Origin of the sequence: Pseudomonas sp. 10(2024), from assembly GCF_045164175.1 — a bacterium.
Lineage (GTDB): Bacteria > Pseudomonadota > Gammaproteobacteria > Pseudomonadales > Pseudomonadaceae > Aquipseudomonas > Aquipseudomonas alloputida.
In genome coordinates this window covers 1,930,173-1,946,281 of record NZ_CP174006.1, presented here as the reverse complement: position 1 = coordinate 1,946,281, position 16,109 = coordinate 1,930,173, and the positions used below count along the sequence as shown (strand labels likewise).

Genomic DNA, 16,109 nt, shown 5'->3' with positions numbered 1-16,109 from the left:
CGTCAGTGGCACCACCACCGCATTCGCGGGTGAACCCGCTCCTACAGGCTTCCTGCCAGCGCTTCGATTACCTGACAATGGCGAGCTTTTCCAAGGCCTGGTTCAACGCCAGCACGTTGACCACCGGCGGGCCGATCAATGGGTGGAGGGTGGCCTGTTCCAGCAAGGCTTGCAAGCGCTCGACCGGCAGCTGCCGTGCCGCCGCCACCCGCGGGATCTGATAGGCCAAGGCCTCCGGTGGCAAGTGCGGGTCCAGGCCGCTGCCCGAGGTGGTCAGCAGCGCCTGCGGCACTGGTCCCTGCTGCGCCTGATACAACGTGGCCGCATCGCCCTTTACCCGCTCAGCCAGCGCCGGGTTGCTCGGCGACAGGTTGCTGGCGCCGCTGGCCACGGTCGCGTAGGCACCTGCCGAGGGCCGCGAGTGGAACCAGCCATCGCCCTGGAAGTCCTGGGCGATCAATGCCGAACCCCGCACCTGGCCTTGCGCATCGCGTACCAGGCTACCGTTGGCCTGGTTCGGGAAAGCGACTTGGGCAATACCGGTCACCGCCAGCGGATACAGGGCGCCCGTCACCAGGGTCATCAACAAAGCCAGGCTCAATGCCGGGCGTAGATAAGCAGTCATGGCGGCCTCCTCAGACCAGGTTCAGGGCGTTGAGCAGCAGGTCGATCAGCTTGATCCCGGCAAACGGCACCACAATGCCACCCAGCCCGTAGATCAGCAGGTTGCGCCGCAACAGGTGCGCCGCACTGGCCGCCTGCACGCGCACCCCACGCAGCGCCAGCGGGATCAGCACGATGATGATCAGCGCGTTGAACACGATCGCCGACAGGATCGCGCTCTGCGGGCTGGCCAGTTGCATCAGGTTGAGCACACCCAGTTGCGGGTAGATGGCAGCGAACAGCGCCGGCAGGATGGCGAAGTATTTGGCCACGTCGTTGGCAATGGAGAACGTTGTCAACGCACCGCGGGTGACCAGCAGCTCCTTGCCGACCTGGACTACGTCCAGCAGCTTGGTCGGGTCGCTGTCCAGGTCGACCATGTTGGCGGCCTCCCGCGCAGCCTGAGTGCCGTCGTTCATGGCCATGCCTACGTCAGCCTGGGCCAGTGCCGGGGCGTCGTTGGCACCGTCGCCACACATGGCAACCAGGCGGCCTTCATTCTGCTCCTGGCGAATGCGCGCCAGCTTCTTCTCGGGCGTGGCCTCGGCCAGCACGTCATCGACCCCCGCTTCGGCGGCGATGGCGGCCGCAGTCAACGGGTTGTCGCCGGTTACCATCACTGTGCGAATGCCCAGCTTGCGCAGCTCGGCGAAGCGCTCGCGGATACCAGGCTTGACCACGTCCTTGAGGTGGATCACGCCAAGCAAACGCTTGTCGACGCACACCAGCAACGGTGTGCCGCCACTCTGCGCGATGCGTTCGACTTCACGGGCCAGCGCCGCCGGCATTTCCAGGCGTTGCATACCGACGAATGCCAGCACCGCATCGACGGCGCCCTTGCGGTAGCGGTGCTGCTCGAAGTCGATACCCGACAGGCGTGTCTCGGCACTGAAAGCCACCGCTTCGAACTGCCCGGCAGGCGGGTCGACGAAGTCGTGCAACTGGCGCAGGTATTCGACAATCGACTTGCCTTCGGCGGTGTCGTCGGCCAGCGAGGCCAGCAAGGCGCCCTCCCCCAGTTCCTTGGCGGTAATGCCCGGTGCAGCATGCAGTGCGCTGCAGCGGCGGTTACCGAAGGTGATGGTGCCGGTCTTGTCGAGCATCAGCGTATGCACGTCCCCGGCCGCCTCGACGGCGCGGCCCGAGCGGGCAATGACATTCAGCCGTACCAGCCTGTCCATGCCGGCGATACCGATGGCCGACAGCAGGCCGCCGATGGTGGTCGGGATCAGCGTCACCAGCAGCGCGGCCAGGAAGATCAGCGGCAGGCTGCCACCCGCGAAGTAGGCGAACGGCTGCAAGGTCACCACCACGATCAGGAAAATCAGGGTCAGGCCGATCAGCAGGATGTCGAGGGCGATTTCGTTCGGCGTCTTCTGCCGCTTGGCCCCTTCAACCAGGGCGATCATGCGGTCCAGGGTCGACTCGCCCGGGTTGCTGGTGATGCGGACAAGCAGCCAGTCGGAGACCAGCCGTGTATTACCGGTCACCGCCGAGCGGTCGCCACCTGATTCGCGTATTACCGGCGCGGATTCGCCGGTAATGGCGGCCTCGTTGACGGCCGCGATGCCTTCAATCACCTCACCGTCGCCGGGGATCACTTCGCCGGCGACCACGCGTACCACGTCGTCCTTGCGCAGCGCACTGGCAGCCACCGTCTCGTAGCTGCCATCACGCAGACGACGCTGGGCGGTCAGGCCCTGGCTGCCGGCCTTGAGGCTGTCGGCGCGGGCCTTGCCACGGCCTTCGGCCAACGCCTCGGCGAAGTTGGCGAACAACACGGTGAACCACAGCCACAGGGCAATCTGCACCGCAACACCGGTGCTCACGCCGCCGCCGGGGGCAAAACACAGCACGGTGGTCAGCACCGCGGTCAGGGCCACCACCAGCATTACCGGGGAGCGCTTGAGCTGACGCGGGTCGAGCTTGACGAACGCCTGCACCAGCGCCGGGCGCCACAGCGCGGCGAAGCGGGTCTGGTCCTTGGCACTGTGCCGGCTATTCACTTCAGGAATGGGCATGTTCATGATCGGTCCTCAAAAACCCAGGCTAAGGTGTTCGGCGATTGGCCCAAGGGCCAGGGACGGCAGGAAGGTCAGGCCACCGACCAGCAGGATGGTCACCAGCAGCAGGCCGGTGAACAGCGGGCCGTGAGTCGGGAAGCTGTTCTGCCCCAGCGGCGCGCTTTTTTTCGCCGCCAGGCTGCCGGCCAACGCCAGTATCGGCAGGATGTAGCCGAAGCGGCCGATGAGCATGGCCAGGCCGATCATCAGGTTGTGATACACGGTGTTGGCGCCAAACCCGGCAAAGGCAGAGCCGTTGTTGGCCGAGCCCGAGGTATAGGCGTACAGCAACTGGCTGAAACCATGCGCCCCCGGGTTGGTGACCGCCCCGGCCGGGCCGGGCAGGCTGGCGGCGATGGCGCCAAGTACCAGCACGCCAACCGGCATCACCAGCAGGGTTGCCACCAGAAGCTGCACTTCACGGGCCTGCAGCTTCTTGCCCAGGTATTCCGGGGTACGGCCAATCATCAGCCCGGCCAGGAACACCGCGATAAGTACGAACAGCAGCATGCCGTAGAGGCCCGCGCCGACGCCGCCGAATATCACCTCGCCGACCATCATGTTGACCATCGCCACCATACCGGTCAGCGGGTTCAGGCTGTCGTGCATGGCGTTGACCGAACCGTTGGAGGCGGCGGTGGTGGTGACCGCCCACAGCACCGAACCAGTGGTGCCGAAGCGGCTTTCCTTGCCCTCCAGAGGGGCGGTCTGTTGCACCTGCGTGCTTTCCAGGGCCAGGTTCGGCTGATGCTCGGACCACAGCGCCGTGCTGCCACCGATCAGGAACAGGGCAAGCATGCAGGCGAGGATGGCGCGGCTCTGACGCAGGTCCTTCACGTAGTGACCGAAGGTGAACACCAATGCCACCGGAATGAGGATGATCGATGCCACCTCGAACAGGTTGCTCCAGGCCGTTGGGTTTTCGAACGGGTGCGCCGAGTTGACGCCGAAGAAGCCACCGCCATTGGTACCCAGCTGCTTGATGGCGATCTGGCTGGCGGCCGGCCCCAGCGGAATGGTCTGGTCGGCCCCTTGCAAGGTCAGCGCGTGGGCGTAGTCGGCAAAGGTCTGCGGTACGCCCTGCCATACCAGCAGCAGCGCCAGCAGCAAGCACAGCGGCAGCAGGCCGTAGAGGGTGGCACGGGTCATGTCGACCCAGAAGTTGCCCAGCGTCGTCGCGCTGCGCCGAGCGATACCGCGGCACAGGACAACCAGTACGGCCAGACCGGTGGCAGGGCTGACAAAGTTCTGCACGGTCAGGCCAAGCATCTGGCTCAGGTAGCTGACCGACGCCTCACCGCTGTAGGCCTGCCAGTTAGTGTTGGTAACGAAACTGACGGCGGTGTTGAACGCCAGTGACCATTCCTGGCCAGGCAGGTGCTGAGGGTTGAGTGGCAGGTAGCCCTGCAACAGCAGCACGGCGAACAGCAGCAGGAAACCGACCAGGTTGAACGCCAACAGGGCCATGGCGTATTGCCGCCAGTTCTGCTCCTGGCTGGCGTTCACACCCGCCAGCCGGTAACAGCCCTGCTCGACCGGCCCCAGCACAGGGGTCAGCCAGGTACGCTGGCCTTCCATGACCTTGTAGTAGAACCGCCCGAGCCAGGGTGCCGGTAGCAGCACGATGACAAAGAATGCCAAGAGCAAGGCGAAATCGTAACTGTGCATGGCCGCTCCCTAGCTGCGATCGGCGCGCAGCAGCGCCACCAGCAGATAAAACGCCAATGCCACTGCCAGCAGCAGTGACAGCCCGTCGAGCATGTTCATGTGTGGATCTCCCCGTGTTACGGCTTGGGCCGCTTTGGGGAAATTGTCCGAGGGAGAGGCGTAAAGGGGCGAGATCGGGGGTGGGGGTGGGTATAAAGAATGCGTAAAAATCAGCGTTGTGGTCTGCCTGTATCGGCCTCTTCGCGGGCTTGCCCGGTCCCACAGGTACTGCACAGCCTTCAAGGCCTGTGTGGTACCTGTGGGACCGGGCAAGCCCGCGAAAGGGCCGTTACAGGCTTATTGTTGTGGCGGCTGCTGCGCCGCGTTACGGCTCCAGTCCAGCAGCAGGCTGTAGCCTACCGCCAGCAAGGTCGGCCCGATGAAAAGGCCAATGAAGCCAAAGGCAAGCAAGCCGCCGAACACGCCCAGCAGCACGATCACCAGCGGCAGGTTGCCGCCACGGCTGATCAGGTACGGTTTGAGCACGTTGTCCACGCCGCTGATGACGAACGTGCCCCACGCACCCAGGAACACCGCCATGCCGTATTCGCCCTTCCACACCAGCCAAGCGGTGGCCGGGATCCAGGCCAGTGGCGGCCCCATGGGGATCAGGCTGAGCATGAAGGTCACCAACCCCAGCACGATCGCCCCGGGCACCCCGGCGATCAGGAAGCCGATCAGTGCCAGCAGGGCCTGCGCGGCCGCCGTGCCGATCACCCCGTTGACCACCCGCTGCACGGTAGCGGCTACCAGGTCCAGGTAATACTCGGCGCGCTCGCCCACCAGCCGGTGCAGCAAACGCAGCACGAATGCCGCCAAGCGTGGCCCGTCGCGGTAGAAGAAGAACACGAACACCAGGCTCAGGGTCAGTTCCAGCACGCCGCTGCCGATCTGCGCGCTGCGCGCCAGCAACCAGTTGCCCACCTGCCCAAAGTAAGGCTTGATCGAGGTAAGCAAGGCTGCGCCTTGCTGGTCCAGCGATTGCCAACCGTTGACCAGACGCTCGCCAACGAAAGGAATGCCACCCAGCCAGGCCGGTGCATCGGGCAGGCCGTCGACCTGCACGTCACGCACGAACGCCGTAGCGTCGCGAATGTGATCGGCCAGGTTGAACCCCAGCCACACCAGCGGCAGTGCCACGATCAGGATCCAGGCCATGGTCAGCAGGCCGGCGGCCAGCGTCTCGCGACCGCCCAGCAGGCGCGTAAGAAAGCGCATCAACGGCCAGCTGGCAAAGGCCAGGATGGCGCCCCACAGCAATGCCGATATGAACGGTGCCATCACCCACAGGCCGGCCCCCAGCAATGCCACCAGCAGAATCTGGACCAGCAGGCGATCATTGTTAACCATGAGGGTGCTCGTTCAAGGGATCAGTTCAAGGTGCAGGCCGTCTGTAGGCGCACCGCCGACTTCAAGACGGCGATTGCGCACCCCGGCCTTGACCAGCGCCTCGCGCCAGGCCTCAGCCTGGGCGCCACTGAGGCTGACGCGCAAGGTGCTGTCAAGGTTCAGGCTGCGGGCCAGCAGGTTTACCCAGGCGTCTTGCGGTGCAGCAAGGTCAGGGTAGTCGAGCTTGCCGGTGTCACGCATTTCGCGCAGCACCGTAGCGGCGGTTGGCAGCAGCTCGCCCAGCGGGCTGCCTGAGATGAACTCTTCCACATGCAGATAGGCACGACGGTTGCCACGGGTAACGCTGTACAGCGCGACCAGGGTGTCGGCCTCGTCTGCCGAGCGGCGCAGCAGGATGAACGCCTGCTGCTCGTCGCCTCCGTTGAGGCGGGCATTGGCGAACACATCATTGGCCCACAGGCTGGCCTCACCGCAATCACGCCCCTGACACCAGAACAAAGGGTAGCCACCCTCGCGTACAAGTGCTTCGCGGGCACTGGTGAAGGCCTCGCGTGCAGTACGCTCGACGGGCAATTCGTAGGTCACCGAGCTGACCTGACCGCGGCTCTCGACTTTGTCATCGACCCGCAGGCGGCCACTGATCTTGCGTAGCGGGCCCATCGGGTAGACCCGCTCCTGTTCCGTCGCCGGGCGTTGATCGACCACCTTGGCGTCCTGCGGGACCGGCAGGCTGCCGGCCCACGACACGGGGGTGGCGAGCACCAGGCAGGCAGCCAAGGCAGTGCGAATGGAATCAGGCACGCTCATTGGCGAACCAGGCGGCGCTCAGCGCCGAATTGAAGCTCCAGGATGTCTGGCAGTTGCATGGTTGTCTCCCTGTTCAACCCGCCAAGCCTCGACACTTGTCCGGTGCAAGTCAAGCAAAGCCAAAGAAGCGATTGATACAGTCTGCAACAAGGGACGCGCCCTGCGCATCGTTCAGGTGCAGGTGATGGCCGCCGGGCAGCGTCACCTGTTCAAAGGGTAGCTGCTCCAGCAACCCGGTGTGGCGCGCCAGCATACCGTCGGCGGCCACCACCAAGAGCGCCGGGCAACTCACCCGCCGCACATAGGCCATGGCCTGGGCCTCGCTCAGGCGCACCGGCGAGGGCAGGGTCAGCCGGCTGTCGCTGCGCCAGCTGTAGCCACCGGGCACCGGCATCAGGCCACGTTGGGCCAGCAGCTCGGCCGCTTCACGGCTGACCGCGACCATGCCTTTCATCCGGGCTTGCACCCCTGCTTCCAATGTCGCATACACCGACTTGCGCTTGCCATCCAGCCGCAACTGGGCTTGCAGCGCCATCCCTAAGCGCTCACCTGCGTCCTGCTCGGCGCCAGTCGGCGGGATCACGCCGTCGATTAGCGCCAGGTGACTGACCCGATCGGGCAATGCACCGGCCAGTTGCACCGAAATGATCGCGCCCAGCGAATGCCCCAGCAGGGCGAAACGCGGCCAACCCAGTTGCTCGGCCACGCGCAGCACGTCATGGGCATAGTCGGCCAGGGCATAACCGGCGCCAGGCGGGCGGTGCTCCGAATAACCATGGCCGGCCAGGTCCAGGGCGACGAGGCGCAGACCTTTCAGTTGCGGTGCCAGGCGGGCAAAGCTGTTGGCATTGTCCAGCCAGCCATGCAGGGCAATCACCGGCAGCCCGTCTTCGGGGCCGAACAGGTGTGCAGCCAGTTCGATATGGCCCAGGCTCAGACGAATTTCCTCAACGTGTGCGCTCATGCCTGGCTCCAGCGGTCGAACAGGCCCTTGATCAGGCTGGCAGTGTCGGCCGGGCGCTCCAGCGGGAACATGTGCCCACCCGGTACACTGTGGTATTCACCGTTGGGCATACTGCGCACGGCCAAGGTGTGGTGGCGACGAATGACGTTGCTACGGTTGCCGCGCACCATGGCCAGCGGCACCTGCAACTGGCGCGCGGGGGCGGGGCTGGTGTGCGGGATGCTGCGGTAGATGCTGATTTCAGTAGCAGGGTCGAAGCGCAACTGTAGCCCTTGCTCCACCACCTGCAGGCCATGTTCTACATAAGCGTCGAGGCAATCGGGATCGAAATGGCGGAACAGTGATTTGCCAGCGAAATAGTCCCGGGCGCTGTCGCGGTCATTGAACGTTTCGCGACGCCCCAGGGTGCGCCCGGCCGGTGTGATGCGGTCGATGAAACCAAAGCGCTTGGCTGTGCGCAGCAGCCATTGATCAGCGCGGGTGAGCACCGGGGAGTCGAGCATCACCAGCCCCCGGTAGTACTCGGGGCAGCGCAATGCCGCGTGCAGGTGCAACACGCCACCCAGCGAATGGCCGACGCCCCAGACCGGCTGGTCCTGCTGCGCCAGGTGATGCAACAATTCATCGACCAGGCTTTGCCAGTTTTCGTCCACGGGAAAGCGCGGGTCATGCGCGTGCTGGGCCAGGTGCTGCACCTGATAGTCCGGCGCCAGCGCTGCAAACAGCTTGCCGTAGGTGGCCGATGGGAAACCGTTGGCATGGGCGAAGAAGATCTGCTGCGACATGGCGCCTGGTCCGGACCGGAATGATGGCCCATTGTCGGCATCGCGGGGCGGTTCGGCAATGTCCATAAAGGTCATCGGCGAGGGGGATCAGGTCATGCCGAGCGGTCGAAACTGCTCAGCGACCGACGCAGGCAGGCCTGCATGTAGGCCACCTGGCTCTCCAGCGCCTCGCGGGCCAGACGCTGGTCCTGGTAGTCCAGTTGCAGGCGGCGCAAGGCCAGACAACTGGTTTGCAGCAGGTGCGAGACCCGCAGGCAGGCGTCCTGCAGCGTCCGCAGGTCCTGCTCGCATTGTTGCCTCGCAACAGGGTCCAGCCCGGGGTTGTCGTTCACCTTGCGCATCAGGTGGTAAAGCTTGGCATCGGCCGATTCACGCAGCAGGCTGTATTGGGCGAAATCCAGCGAAGTACCTTGGTCAACCTGTTCCAGGGTGGGTTGCAGGTCCAGGGAGCGCAACAGCTCCAGCATTTCACCCCTCATTCGCCGTTCCCTGATGTTTGCCATGTGGCAACGCTAACAAGCGGTGGTGAAGTGCGACAACTGACAAAAATGCCAGTTGCCTTATTGCTCTTTACCCATGCCAGCATTCAGACGCGAGCGAAACAGTGGCCTGCACAAGCCATGGGAGGTTCACGCGGGTGAGTGGATGGCCCGAAGCGTCATCAACCCGGCCAGCGGCCACTCCCCTTCCATCTCTGCCAGGCTGGCAGTGCTCATGGCTGCCGGCTGTTGCCTGTGGCCGTGCTCCAGCGCACCGACCAAGGTACCTACCAGCGGCTGGTGGCTGACCAGCAGCACATGCTCAAGCCCCAGTCGCTCGATTTCGCCGATGACCTGCTGTACATCACCCTCGGGCGTCAGCCAGGGCACGGTGCGCACCGGTTCGGCGAAGCCCAGGGTGTCATGCACCAGCGCGGCGGTCTGCTGGGCGCGTACGTAAGGGCTGGCAACAATAGCCTGCAATGGCTGCCCGATCAGGTAAGCCGCACTGTGCAGCACCTGCTCGCGACCATGGGCAGTCAGACGGCGCTCGGCATCCGTCTTGGCCCGCGGCTCAGCTTCACCGTGGCGCAGCACCCACAGCTTCACAGCTTGGGTTCCTCGTCACGCACCGGATGCGCGGCCGGTGCCACGGCGTGCGCTGCTTCACCTTCCGGCGCACGCGGGGCCGGCCAGTCTGCGAACGGCCACGGCTTCTGGTCGCTGTGGAAACTGCCGAATCGGCCGATCTGTGCCAGGTACTGGCTCAGGCTGTCGCCGAAATTCATCAGGCTGGCGCTGGGCGCGCCATACACCAGTCGGTAGATCAGCTGTACCAGCACCAGGCCACCCAGCAGCAACTCGGCCAGTTGCCAGACCACCAGGAACACCAGCATCCACAGCACCCGCAGGATGATCGACTCGCGCTGGGCGCGTTCGGGCGTATCGTTCATGTGTTGCTCCTTGCTCGTGTCAGAGCCGCCAAGGGCTCAGTTGAAACCGCTGATGGAAATGAAATCGACATCGGTCTTGGGCTCGGCGCGCATCAGGTGCTCGATCACCTGGTTCAGCGTGCGCCCTTCGAACAGGATGGCATGCAGGCCAGCCACCAGCGGCATGTACACCTGCACTTGCTGGGCCTTGGTCTTGAGCACCTTGAGCGTGTTGACCCCCTCGGCCACTTCGCCCAGGCGGTTGACCGCCTCTTCCAGGCTTTGGCCCTGCCCCAGTGCGTAGCCAACCTGATAGTTGCGGCTCTTGGGCGAGGAGCAGGTGACGATCAGGTCACCGACACCGGCCAGGCCGAGGAACGTCATGGGGTTGGCGCCCTGGCTGACGGCGAAACGGGTCATCTCGGCCAAGGCCCGGGTAATCAGCATGCTCTTGGTGTTCTCGCCCATTCCCAAGGCCACCGCCATGCCGGCGATGATCGCGTAGACGTTCTTCAGTGCACCGCCCAGTTCGACACCGAAACGGTCGGCACTGGCATAGACGCGGAAGGTGCGCCCGTGCAGTACGGCCTGTACCTGCTGGCACAGGTCTTCGTGCTCACTGGCCACCACTGTGGCAGTCAGCGCATGTTCGGCGATTTCGCGCGCCAGGTTGGGCCCTGACAAAACGCCGATGCGCGCCTCGGGGGCGATCTCTTCGAGGATCTGGCTCATCAGCTTGAAGCTTTGCGCTTCGATGCCCTTGGTCAGGCTGACCAGGCCCTTGCCGCGCAGCAGCTCGGCATGCGGTGCCAGCACGCTGCGCAAGGCACTCGATGGCAGGGCAACGAAGATCAGCTCGCTGGCCTGCAGGGTGGCCAGCAAGTCGTTGACCGGCTCAACCCCATCGTGCAGGCGGATACCCTTGAGGTAGCGCGGATTCTCGCGATTCACACGCATGGCCTCGGCTTGCGCCGGGTCGCGCATCCATTGGCGCACCGGCACACCGTTTTCCGCCAGCAGGTTCGCCACGGCGGTGCCGAAGCTGCCGCCGCCCAGAACCGCAACAGGTTGCTGTTCAGTCATATCCAATCCATTAAAGCCAAAAGTTAAGTGGCGACCCCGCCATTATACGGCTCGCCTGCTACAGAACCAGTGTCTGGGCGTTTGCAGTATTTGCCATGGCATTTTCGGAGCCGTCGAGATCGAGCGCCGCCACGCGGTACTTTTCAAGACGTACGCCCGACACCCACTGGCAAAACCCCCACGGTCAGTTACCATGCCTGTTTCAATCCTGAAACAAAGGCCGCTCCGTGTTCCCTGGCACGCCCCCGTACCCGCGCCTGCTGTTATTGACCGCCCTGCTCGGCGGTCAGGCCGTGGCCGACGACCTGTTCATCGACAACACCGACCTGCCACAGGTTCTGACCGCCACACGCCTGAAACAATCCCCCGCCGCTGTCCCGGGCAGCATGACCGTACTCGACAGCGAACTGATTCGCGCCAGCGGTGCCCGTGACATCCCCGAACTGCTGCGCCTGGTACCGGGCATGATGATCGGCTACGGTGCCGGTAATCAACCCACGGTCAACTACCACGGCAGCAACGTCAACGACGCACGGCGCATGCAGGTATTGATCGATGGCCGCTCGGTATACCGCGCAGGCCTGGCCACGGTGGACTGGAGCGACATCCCCTTGGCCATGGAGGATATCGAGCGCATCGAGGTGTTCCGTGGTCCGAATACCGTCAGCTATGGCGCCAACGCGCTGATGGCGGTGGTCAACATCCTCACCCGCAAACCCGCCGACAGCCATGGTACGCGGCTGAAAGTGACACGCGGCCAGGACGGTATCAACGACTTCTATGCCAGCCACGGCTTGGGTTGGGACGGTGGCGACATGCGCCTGTCGCTGTCGGGCCAACAGGACGACGGCTTCGATGAGAACCAGTTCGGCCAGGACTACCGCGACAGCCGCCGCCTGACCCGCTTCAACCTCAGCGCCAACCACAACCTGGCGGTCGACCAGACCCTGGAGTGGCAACTGGCGGCCAAGGAAGGCAGCAATCAGCGGCCCTACACCTACCAGCCGGTGTTCCAGCAGTACGAGTCCGGGAACAATGCCGACGTCAACGCCAAGGACTATGCGGGCTCGTTGCGCTGGACCAAGGACTTCAGCGCTGAACACAGCCTTTATATCCAGGGTTCAGCCCAGCATTTTGATCGCCAGCAAGTGTGGCGCGCCTGTGATGCCTTGCAGTCGTTCAGCCCCGAACTGACCCAGCTCTGGCAGATGAACCCCGACTTCGCCGAAAAAGTGGCGCGCGGCATTGCGACTGGCGCCCCCCTTTCCACTGACGACCCTGCCCTGAAAGGGCTTCTGCAGAAAGTGCAGCAGCAATGGGAGCAGGGAGGACAGGAGCAGGTCTGCGGCGATGTCGATCAGAGCACCCGTGAAACCCGCTATGACCTGGAAATCCAGGACACCCTGAGCCTGACCGACAGCCTGCGTCTGCTCAGTGGCATGAACTACCGCTATGATCGCGCCGACTCGCAGACCTACTTCAACGGCAGCATCGACGACCAGACCTGGCGCCTGTTCGGCCAGCTGGAATGGCGGGCCGACGAGCACTGGATACTGCAAGGTGGGGCCATGTTCGAAGACTCGCGCCTGTCTGGCAGTTCGCTGACCCCGCGCGTTGCGGTCAACTACCTGATCACCCCGCGCCACGGCCTGCGTGCGGTGTACTCCGAAGCGGTGCGCTCGCCCGACATGTTCGAGAACAACGTCAACTGGAGTTACACGGTCAAGAACCTCACCCCCAATTCATTCGGCCTGCAAAACGGTGAGTACTTCGTCAAGACCCGTGGCCCTGGCGACCTTGAACAGGAGCGCATGCGCTCGCGCGAGCTGGGCTACAACGGCTACTTCAGCGACCTCGACCTGAGCCTGGATGTGAAGCTGTTCTACGACGAGATCACCGGCATGATCAGCGAGCCGCTGAGGAACAACCAGTACATCGCCAGCAACGCCAACAAGGCCCGTTTCAGCGGCAGCGAGGCGCAAATGGACTGGCGCCCCACCCTGCGCGACCGCCTGCGTCTGACCTATGCCTACGTCGATGCCTGGGCCAGTAACCCCGACGACCGTCGCCTTAGCGCCCGCAACAGCGGCTCGGCCGGGTGGATGCGCGAATGGGGTGCCGGCTGGTCGAGCGCGCTGTTCTACTACGGCGACGATGCCCTCAACCAGTACCGCTACGAGCGTCTGGACCTGCGCCTGGCCAAGCGTTTTCGGGTGTATGGCAGCACCCTGGAGCTGGCGGCGCTGTGGCAGCAGCGCCTGGACGATGAACCCACCTCGGCCCTGCAGAACCGCTACGACAGCCGTCACCGCCTGAGCGTGAGCGCGGAGCTGGAGTTCTGATGGCCCTGCTGCTGCGCCTGTTGCTGCTCTGCCTGTGGCCGTTGGGGCCTTTGTCCGCCAGCGAAGTCCTGCTGGTGGGGGCTGAGGACCAGCCCGGTGTCCGCAGCTTCATCGCCGCCCTGGAAAGCCGCCGGCCGCACGATCATGTGCAGTTTCAAACCACCGCCAACCTGCCGCGCCCGAGCAAGCTCAAAGCCGACCAACGCCTGATCCTGCTCGACAACGCAGCACTGGAATGGCGCCTGGGGGAAACCGCCGGCCCGCCGGCGCTGGTCATGCGGGTCAGCCGGGTACAGGCTGAACAGCGCCTGGGAAAGTCGCGCCCCGCGTTCCTCACACTTTTGTGGAGCGACGCACCGTTGGGACGGCAACTGCGCCTGATACGCTACTTGTTGCCGCAGGCCAGGCGCATTGGCGTGCTGTACGGCGAGCACAGCAGTTTCCTGCTGGACGAACTGCGCCATGCTGCACGGCCGCTAGGCCTGGAGATCATTGCCCAGGACTGGTCCGATCCGCGTGATAACCGCCCCCTGCAGCATCTACTGGGCAACAGCGATGTCCTACTGGGCCTGGACGACCCTGACTTGTACAACTCCAAGACTGCAAAGAACCTGCTGTTGAGCAGTTATGGCCGGCAGATGGCACTGATCGGCCCGAACGCCGGCTTCGTTCGCGCCGGCGCCCTGGCCAGTACCTACAGCGACCAGGACGACTGGCTGTGGGTGCTCGACCAGTTGCTCGACCAGCCGCCGACGCGCTGGCCGCGAAGCCTGTACCCGGTGCGTTACGGCGTCAGTGGCAACCAGCAGGTGGCCCGTGCCCTGGGTCTTGAACCAATCGATCAGAACGCCGCCGTCAAGGCCCTGGCCGAGGGAGAACCCACCCAATGAGCAAACGCTTGAGCTGGGACATTCATACCCGCACGCAGATCATCAGTCTCGGCCCCGCCCTGCTACTGACCTTGCTCTTGATCAGCTTCTTTACCTTCGTACGCATCCAGGACCTGCGCCAGGAACTCAACCACACCGGGCAACTGATCGCCAACCAGTTGGCACCGGCGTCGGAATATGGGGTGATTTCGGGCAACAACGAAGTGCTTGAAGGGCTGATGCGTGCCACCCTCAGCATCCCGCACGTGCGCTTTCTGGAAGTGCAGGACAGCCGCAACCACATTCTGGTGTACGTCGAGCAGTCCGACGAAAGTGCCAACCGTGCGCAACAGGTCGAGGTGTTCCAGGCGCCCATTCGCCTGCAGCAAATCCGCCTGGACAACGACTTCCTGCAACAGGGCAAAGCCACCACCCCGGCCATCGGTGACGACTACCTGGGCCGCGTGATCGTCGGCATGTCCGATGACGCCTTCAGTCAGCGCCAGCAGGAAATCGTGATCAAGGCCGGGATCCTGGCGTTGTTCGCCCTGCTGTTCACCTTCTTGCTGGCACGCCGCCTGGCCCTGAGCCTGGCCAAGCCGATCAGCGACATGGGCCATGCGGTCAAGGCGATTCAGCAAGGCGAGTACAACACCCCCTTGCCGGTCGTCGACGACAGCGAGCTGGGCCACTTGGCCCGTCACATCAATAACCTGGCCAGCGCCCTGGAACAGGCCAGCGATGAACAGAAGCAGGCCATCGCCGAACTGATCCAGGCCCGCGAGGAGGCCGAACAGGCCAACCGTGCCAAATCGGATTTCCTGGCGATGATGAGCCATGAGTTGCGCACCCCGATGAATGGCGTGCTGGGCATGCTGCAACTGCTGGAAACCACACCGCTGAGCAGTGAACAGGCCGATTACACGGCAGTGGCCAGCGAGTCCACCGGGCATTTGCTCAAGGTCATCAACGACATCCTCGATTTTTCGCGCATCGAACGCGCCGCGCTGCAGCTGGAGCACATCGACTTCAACCTTGGCGAGCTGATCACCAACAGTGTCCAGTCGTTCCAGCACAGCGCCCAGCAACGCGGCCTGGGCCTGCACCTGCAACTGCCGGCCGGCATCGAGCAGTTGCAGGTGAACGGCGACCCCACGCGCATCCGCCAGATCCTGCTGAACCTGATAGGCAACGCCCTGAAGTTCACCGAACGCGGCCAGGTGCAAGTCGACGCACGCTGGCAGGTGCTCGACCGGCAGTTGATCTGGCTGACCTGCAGCGTGCGCGACACGGGCATCGGCATCGACAGCGACCGCCTGGAAATGATGTTCGTCGCCTTCCAGCAGGCCGACAGCTCGATTTCCCGTCGTTATGGCGGCACCGGGCTGGGGCTGTCGATCGCTCGTACCCTGGCCGAGCGCATGGGCGGCAAGCTACGCGGTGAAAGCCGTGAGGGCCTGGGTTCGACCTTCACCCTGGAGATGCCGTTGGCCCTTGCCAATCCTGCCCCCGTCCCGTTGACGCCGCCAACGACTGTACGAACGACGGTGCCGGACAATGATCAGGTACTGCTGGTGGAGGACAATCCGGTCAACCGGAGCGTCGTGGAAGCCATGCTGCGCAGCCTGGGGCTGGCAGTATGCACGGCAGAAGATGGCCTTGAAGCCGTCGAGCTGGTCGGCCGGCAGCGCTTTGCTGCCGTGCTGATGGATTGCCGCCTGCCTCACCTGGACGGCTATGAAGCCACCCGACGCATCCGCCAGTTGCCCAACGGCGCCGGGCTACCGATCATCGCCCTGACCGCCAACGCGTTGCAGGGCGACCGTGAACGTTGCATGGCCGCCGGTATGGACGATTACCTGAGCAAACCCTTGCGCCGCACCGAATTGCAGCAGGTGCTGCAGCGCTGGTTACCCGGTCAGACAACCGCGACTGGCGATAAATGCTAAAGTGCGGCAGTCTTAAACACTGGACAGGACCTTCATCGGACCTGAAAATAGACGTTTCAGTGCACACCTGTACTTCTTTCACCAGGTGCGCTGTGACTTTCACCACAACGCAATAG

General features: G+C 64.1%; 15 protein-coding genes. 3 read left to right on the top strand and 12 right to left on the bottom strand.

All coding sequences use genetic code 11. The features are described from left to right. Positions 1-67: 67 nt before the first annotated feature. The 12 genes from kdpC to ACI7M0_RS08725 form a co-directional block, all read right to left on the bottom strand. Entirely contained in the window at positions 68-625 is a 558-nt protein-coding gene (gene kdpC, locus ACI7M0_RS08780) for a potassium-transporting ATPase subunit KdpC (RefSeq protein WP_003251480.1), read from the bottom strand. Between the two features lie 10 nt (positions 626-635). After that, positions 636-2,690, bottom strand: coding sequence for a potassium-transporting ATPase subunit KdpB (kdpB, locus tag ACI7M0_RS08775; protein WP_104961131.1), 2,055 nt, complete (start codon positions 2,688-2,690; stop codon positions 636-638). 9 nt (positions 2,691-2,699) lie between these two features. Further along, positions 2,700-4,394: a potassium-transporting ATPase subunit KdpA gene (gene kdpA, locus ACI7M0_RS08770; RefSeq protein WP_129932493.1), complete on the bottom strand. Its 1,695-nt coding sequence runs from the start codon at positions 4,392-4,394 to the stop codon at positions 2,700-2,702. A gap of 9 nt (positions 4,395-4,403) precedes the next feature. After that, positions 4,404-4,493: a K(+)-transporting ATPase subunit F gene (kdpF, locus tag ACI7M0_RS08765; protein ID WP_003251485.1), complete on the bottom strand. Its 90-nt coding sequence runs from the start codon at positions 4,491-4,493 to the stop codon at positions 4,404-4,406. A gap of 237 nt (positions 4,494-4,730) precedes the next feature. After that, positions 4,731-5,783 carry an AI-2E family transporter gene (locus ACI7M0_RS08760; protein ID WP_104961128.1) on the bottom strand — a complete coding sequence of 351 codons (1,053 nt, stop codon included), beginning with the start codon at positions 5,781-5,783 and terminating at the stop codon, positions 4,731-4,733. Between the two features lie 12 nt (positions 5,784-5,795). Further along, positions 5,796-6,590 (bottom strand): DUF4892 domain-containing protein, encoded by a 795-nt coding sequence (locus tag ACI7M0_RS08755; protein ID WP_104961127.1) that lies wholly within the window; start codon positions 6,588-6,590, stop codon positions 5,796-5,798. Between the two features lie 109 nt (positions 6,591-6,699). Further along, a complete protein-coding gene (locus ACI7M0_RS08750) occupies positions 6,700-7,554 on the bottom strand; it encodes an alpha/beta hydrolase (protein ID WP_019750852.1) in 855 nt (284 codons plus the stop codon). Continuing rightward, the gene (locus tag ACI7M0_RS08745) at positions 7,551-8,339 is read right to left on the bottom strand and encodes an alpha/beta fold hydrolase (protein ID WP_104961126.1); all 789 of its coding nucleotides are present in this window, start codon (positions 8,337-8,339) and stop codon (positions 7,551-7,553) included. Before ACI7M0_RS08745 ends, ACI7M0_RS08750 begins: the two co-directional genes overlap by 4 nt. Before the next feature lie 92 nt (positions 8,340-8,431). Beyond that, positions 8,432-8,806, bottom strand: a complete 375-nt coding sequence (locus tag ACI7M0_RS08740; RefSeq protein ID WP_017148204.1) for a hypothetical protein — start codon at positions 8,804-8,806, stop codon at positions 8,432-8,434. Positions 8,807-8,968: 162 nt separating this feature from the next. After that, the gene (gene sixA, locus ACI7M0_RS08735; protein WP_129933165.1) at positions 8,969-9,427 is read right to left on the bottom strand and encodes a phosphohistidine phosphatase SixA; all 459 of its coding nucleotides are present in this window, start codon (positions 9,425-9,427) and stop codon (positions 8,969-8,971) included. Next, complete coding sequence (locus ACI7M0_RS08730) at positions 9,424-9,771, bottom strand: DUF4389 domain-containing protein (protein WP_003251499.1); 348 nt, start codon at positions 9,769-9,771, stop codon at positions 9,424-9,426. Before ACI7M0_RS08730 ends, sixA begins: the two co-directional genes overlap by 4 nt. Before the next feature lie 36 nt (positions 9,772-9,807). Further along, on the bottom strand, positions 9,808-10,833 hold the full coding sequence (locus tag ACI7M0_RS08725; protein WP_010954935.1) for an NAD(P)H-dependent glycerol-3-phosphate dehydrogenase: 1,026 nt from the start codon (positions 10,831-10,833) through the stop codon (positions 9,808-9,810). Positions 10,834-11,060: 227 nt separating this feature from the next. On the opposite strand from ACI7M0_RS08725, the gene ACI7M0_RS08720 reads away from it, so the two are divergent. The 3 genes from ACI7M0_RS08720 to ACI7M0_RS08710 are packed head-to-tail and all read left to right on the top strand — an operon-like array spanning position 11,061 to position 15,993. After that, positions 11,061-13,175 (top strand): TonB-dependent siderophore receptor, encoded by a 2,115-nt coding sequence (locus ACI7M0_RS08720; RefSeq protein ID WP_129933163.1) that lies wholly within the window; start codon positions 11,061-11,063, stop codon positions 13,173-13,175. Then, positions 13,175-14,065, top strand: coding sequence for an ABC transporter substrate-binding protein (locus ACI7M0_RS08715; protein ID WP_129933161.1), 891 nt, complete (start codon positions 13,175-13,177; stop codon positions 14,063-14,065). The genes ACI7M0_RS08720 and ACI7M0_RS08715 overlap by 1 nt, the downstream gene beginning before the upstream one ends. Beyond that, positions 14,062-15,993 carry an ATP-binding protein gene (locus ACI7M0_RS08710; RefSeq protein WP_020191660.1) on the top strand — a complete coding sequence of 644 codons (1,932 nt, stop codon included), beginning with the start codon at positions 14,062-14,064 and terminating at the stop codon, positions 15,991-15,993. The genes ACI7M0_RS08715 and ACI7M0_RS08710 overlap by 4 nt, the downstream gene beginning before the upstream one ends. Positions 15,994-16,109 lie beyond the last annotated feature (116 nt).

Coding starts and splice junctions, on each gene's coding strand:
- ACI7M0_RS08715 (WP_129933161.1), top strand. CDS start 13,175: ATGGCCCTGCTGCTGCGCCTGTTGCTGCTCTGCCTGTGGCCGTTGGGG.
- ACI7M0_RS08755 (WP_104961127.1), bottom strand. CDS start 6,590: ATGAGCGTGCCTGATTCCATTCGCACTGCCTTGGCTGCCTGCCTGGTG.
- ACI7M0_RS08750 (WP_019750852.1), bottom strand. CDS start 7,554: ATGAGCGCACACGTTGAGGAAATTCGTCTGAGCCTGGGCCATATCGAA.
- ACI7M0_RS08710 (WP_020191660.1), top strand. CDS start 14,062: ATGAGCAAACGCTTGAGCTGGGACATTCATACCCGCACGCAGATCATC.
- ACI7M0_RS08730 (WP_003251499.1), bottom strand. CDS start 9,771: ATGAACGATACGCCCGAACGCGCCCAGCGCGAGTCGATCATCCTGCGG.
- ACI7M0_RS08745 (WP_104961126.1), bottom strand. CDS start 8,339: ATGTCGCAGCAGATCTTCTTCGCCCATGCCAACGGTTTCCCATCGGCC.
- kdpB (WP_104961131.1), bottom strand. CDS start 2,690: ATGAACATGCCCATTCCTGAAGTGAATAGCCGGCACAGTGCCAAGGAC.
- ACI7M0_RS08740 (WP_017148204.1), bottom strand. CDS start 8,806: ATGCTGGAGCTGTTGCGCTCCCTGGACCTGCAACCCACCCTGGAACAG.
- kdpC (WP_003251480.1), bottom strand. CDS start 625: ATGACTGCTTATCTACGCCCGGCATTGAGCCTGGCTTTGTTGATGACC.
- ACI7M0_RS08760 (WP_104961128.1), bottom strand. CDS start 5,783: ATGGTTAACAATGATCGCCTGCTGGTCCAGATTCTGCTGGTGGCATTG.
- ACI7M0_RS08725 (WP_010954935.1), bottom strand. CDS start 10,833: ATGACTGAACAGCAACCTGTTGCGGTTCTGGGCGGCGGCAGCTTCGGC.
- kdpA (WP_129932493.1), bottom strand. CDS start 4,394: ATGCACAGTTACGATTTCGCCTTGCTCTTGGCATTCTTTGTCATCGTG.
- kdpF (WP_003251485.1), bottom strand. CDS start 4,493: ATGAACATGCTCGACGGGCTGTCACTGCTGCTGGCAGTGGCATTGGCG.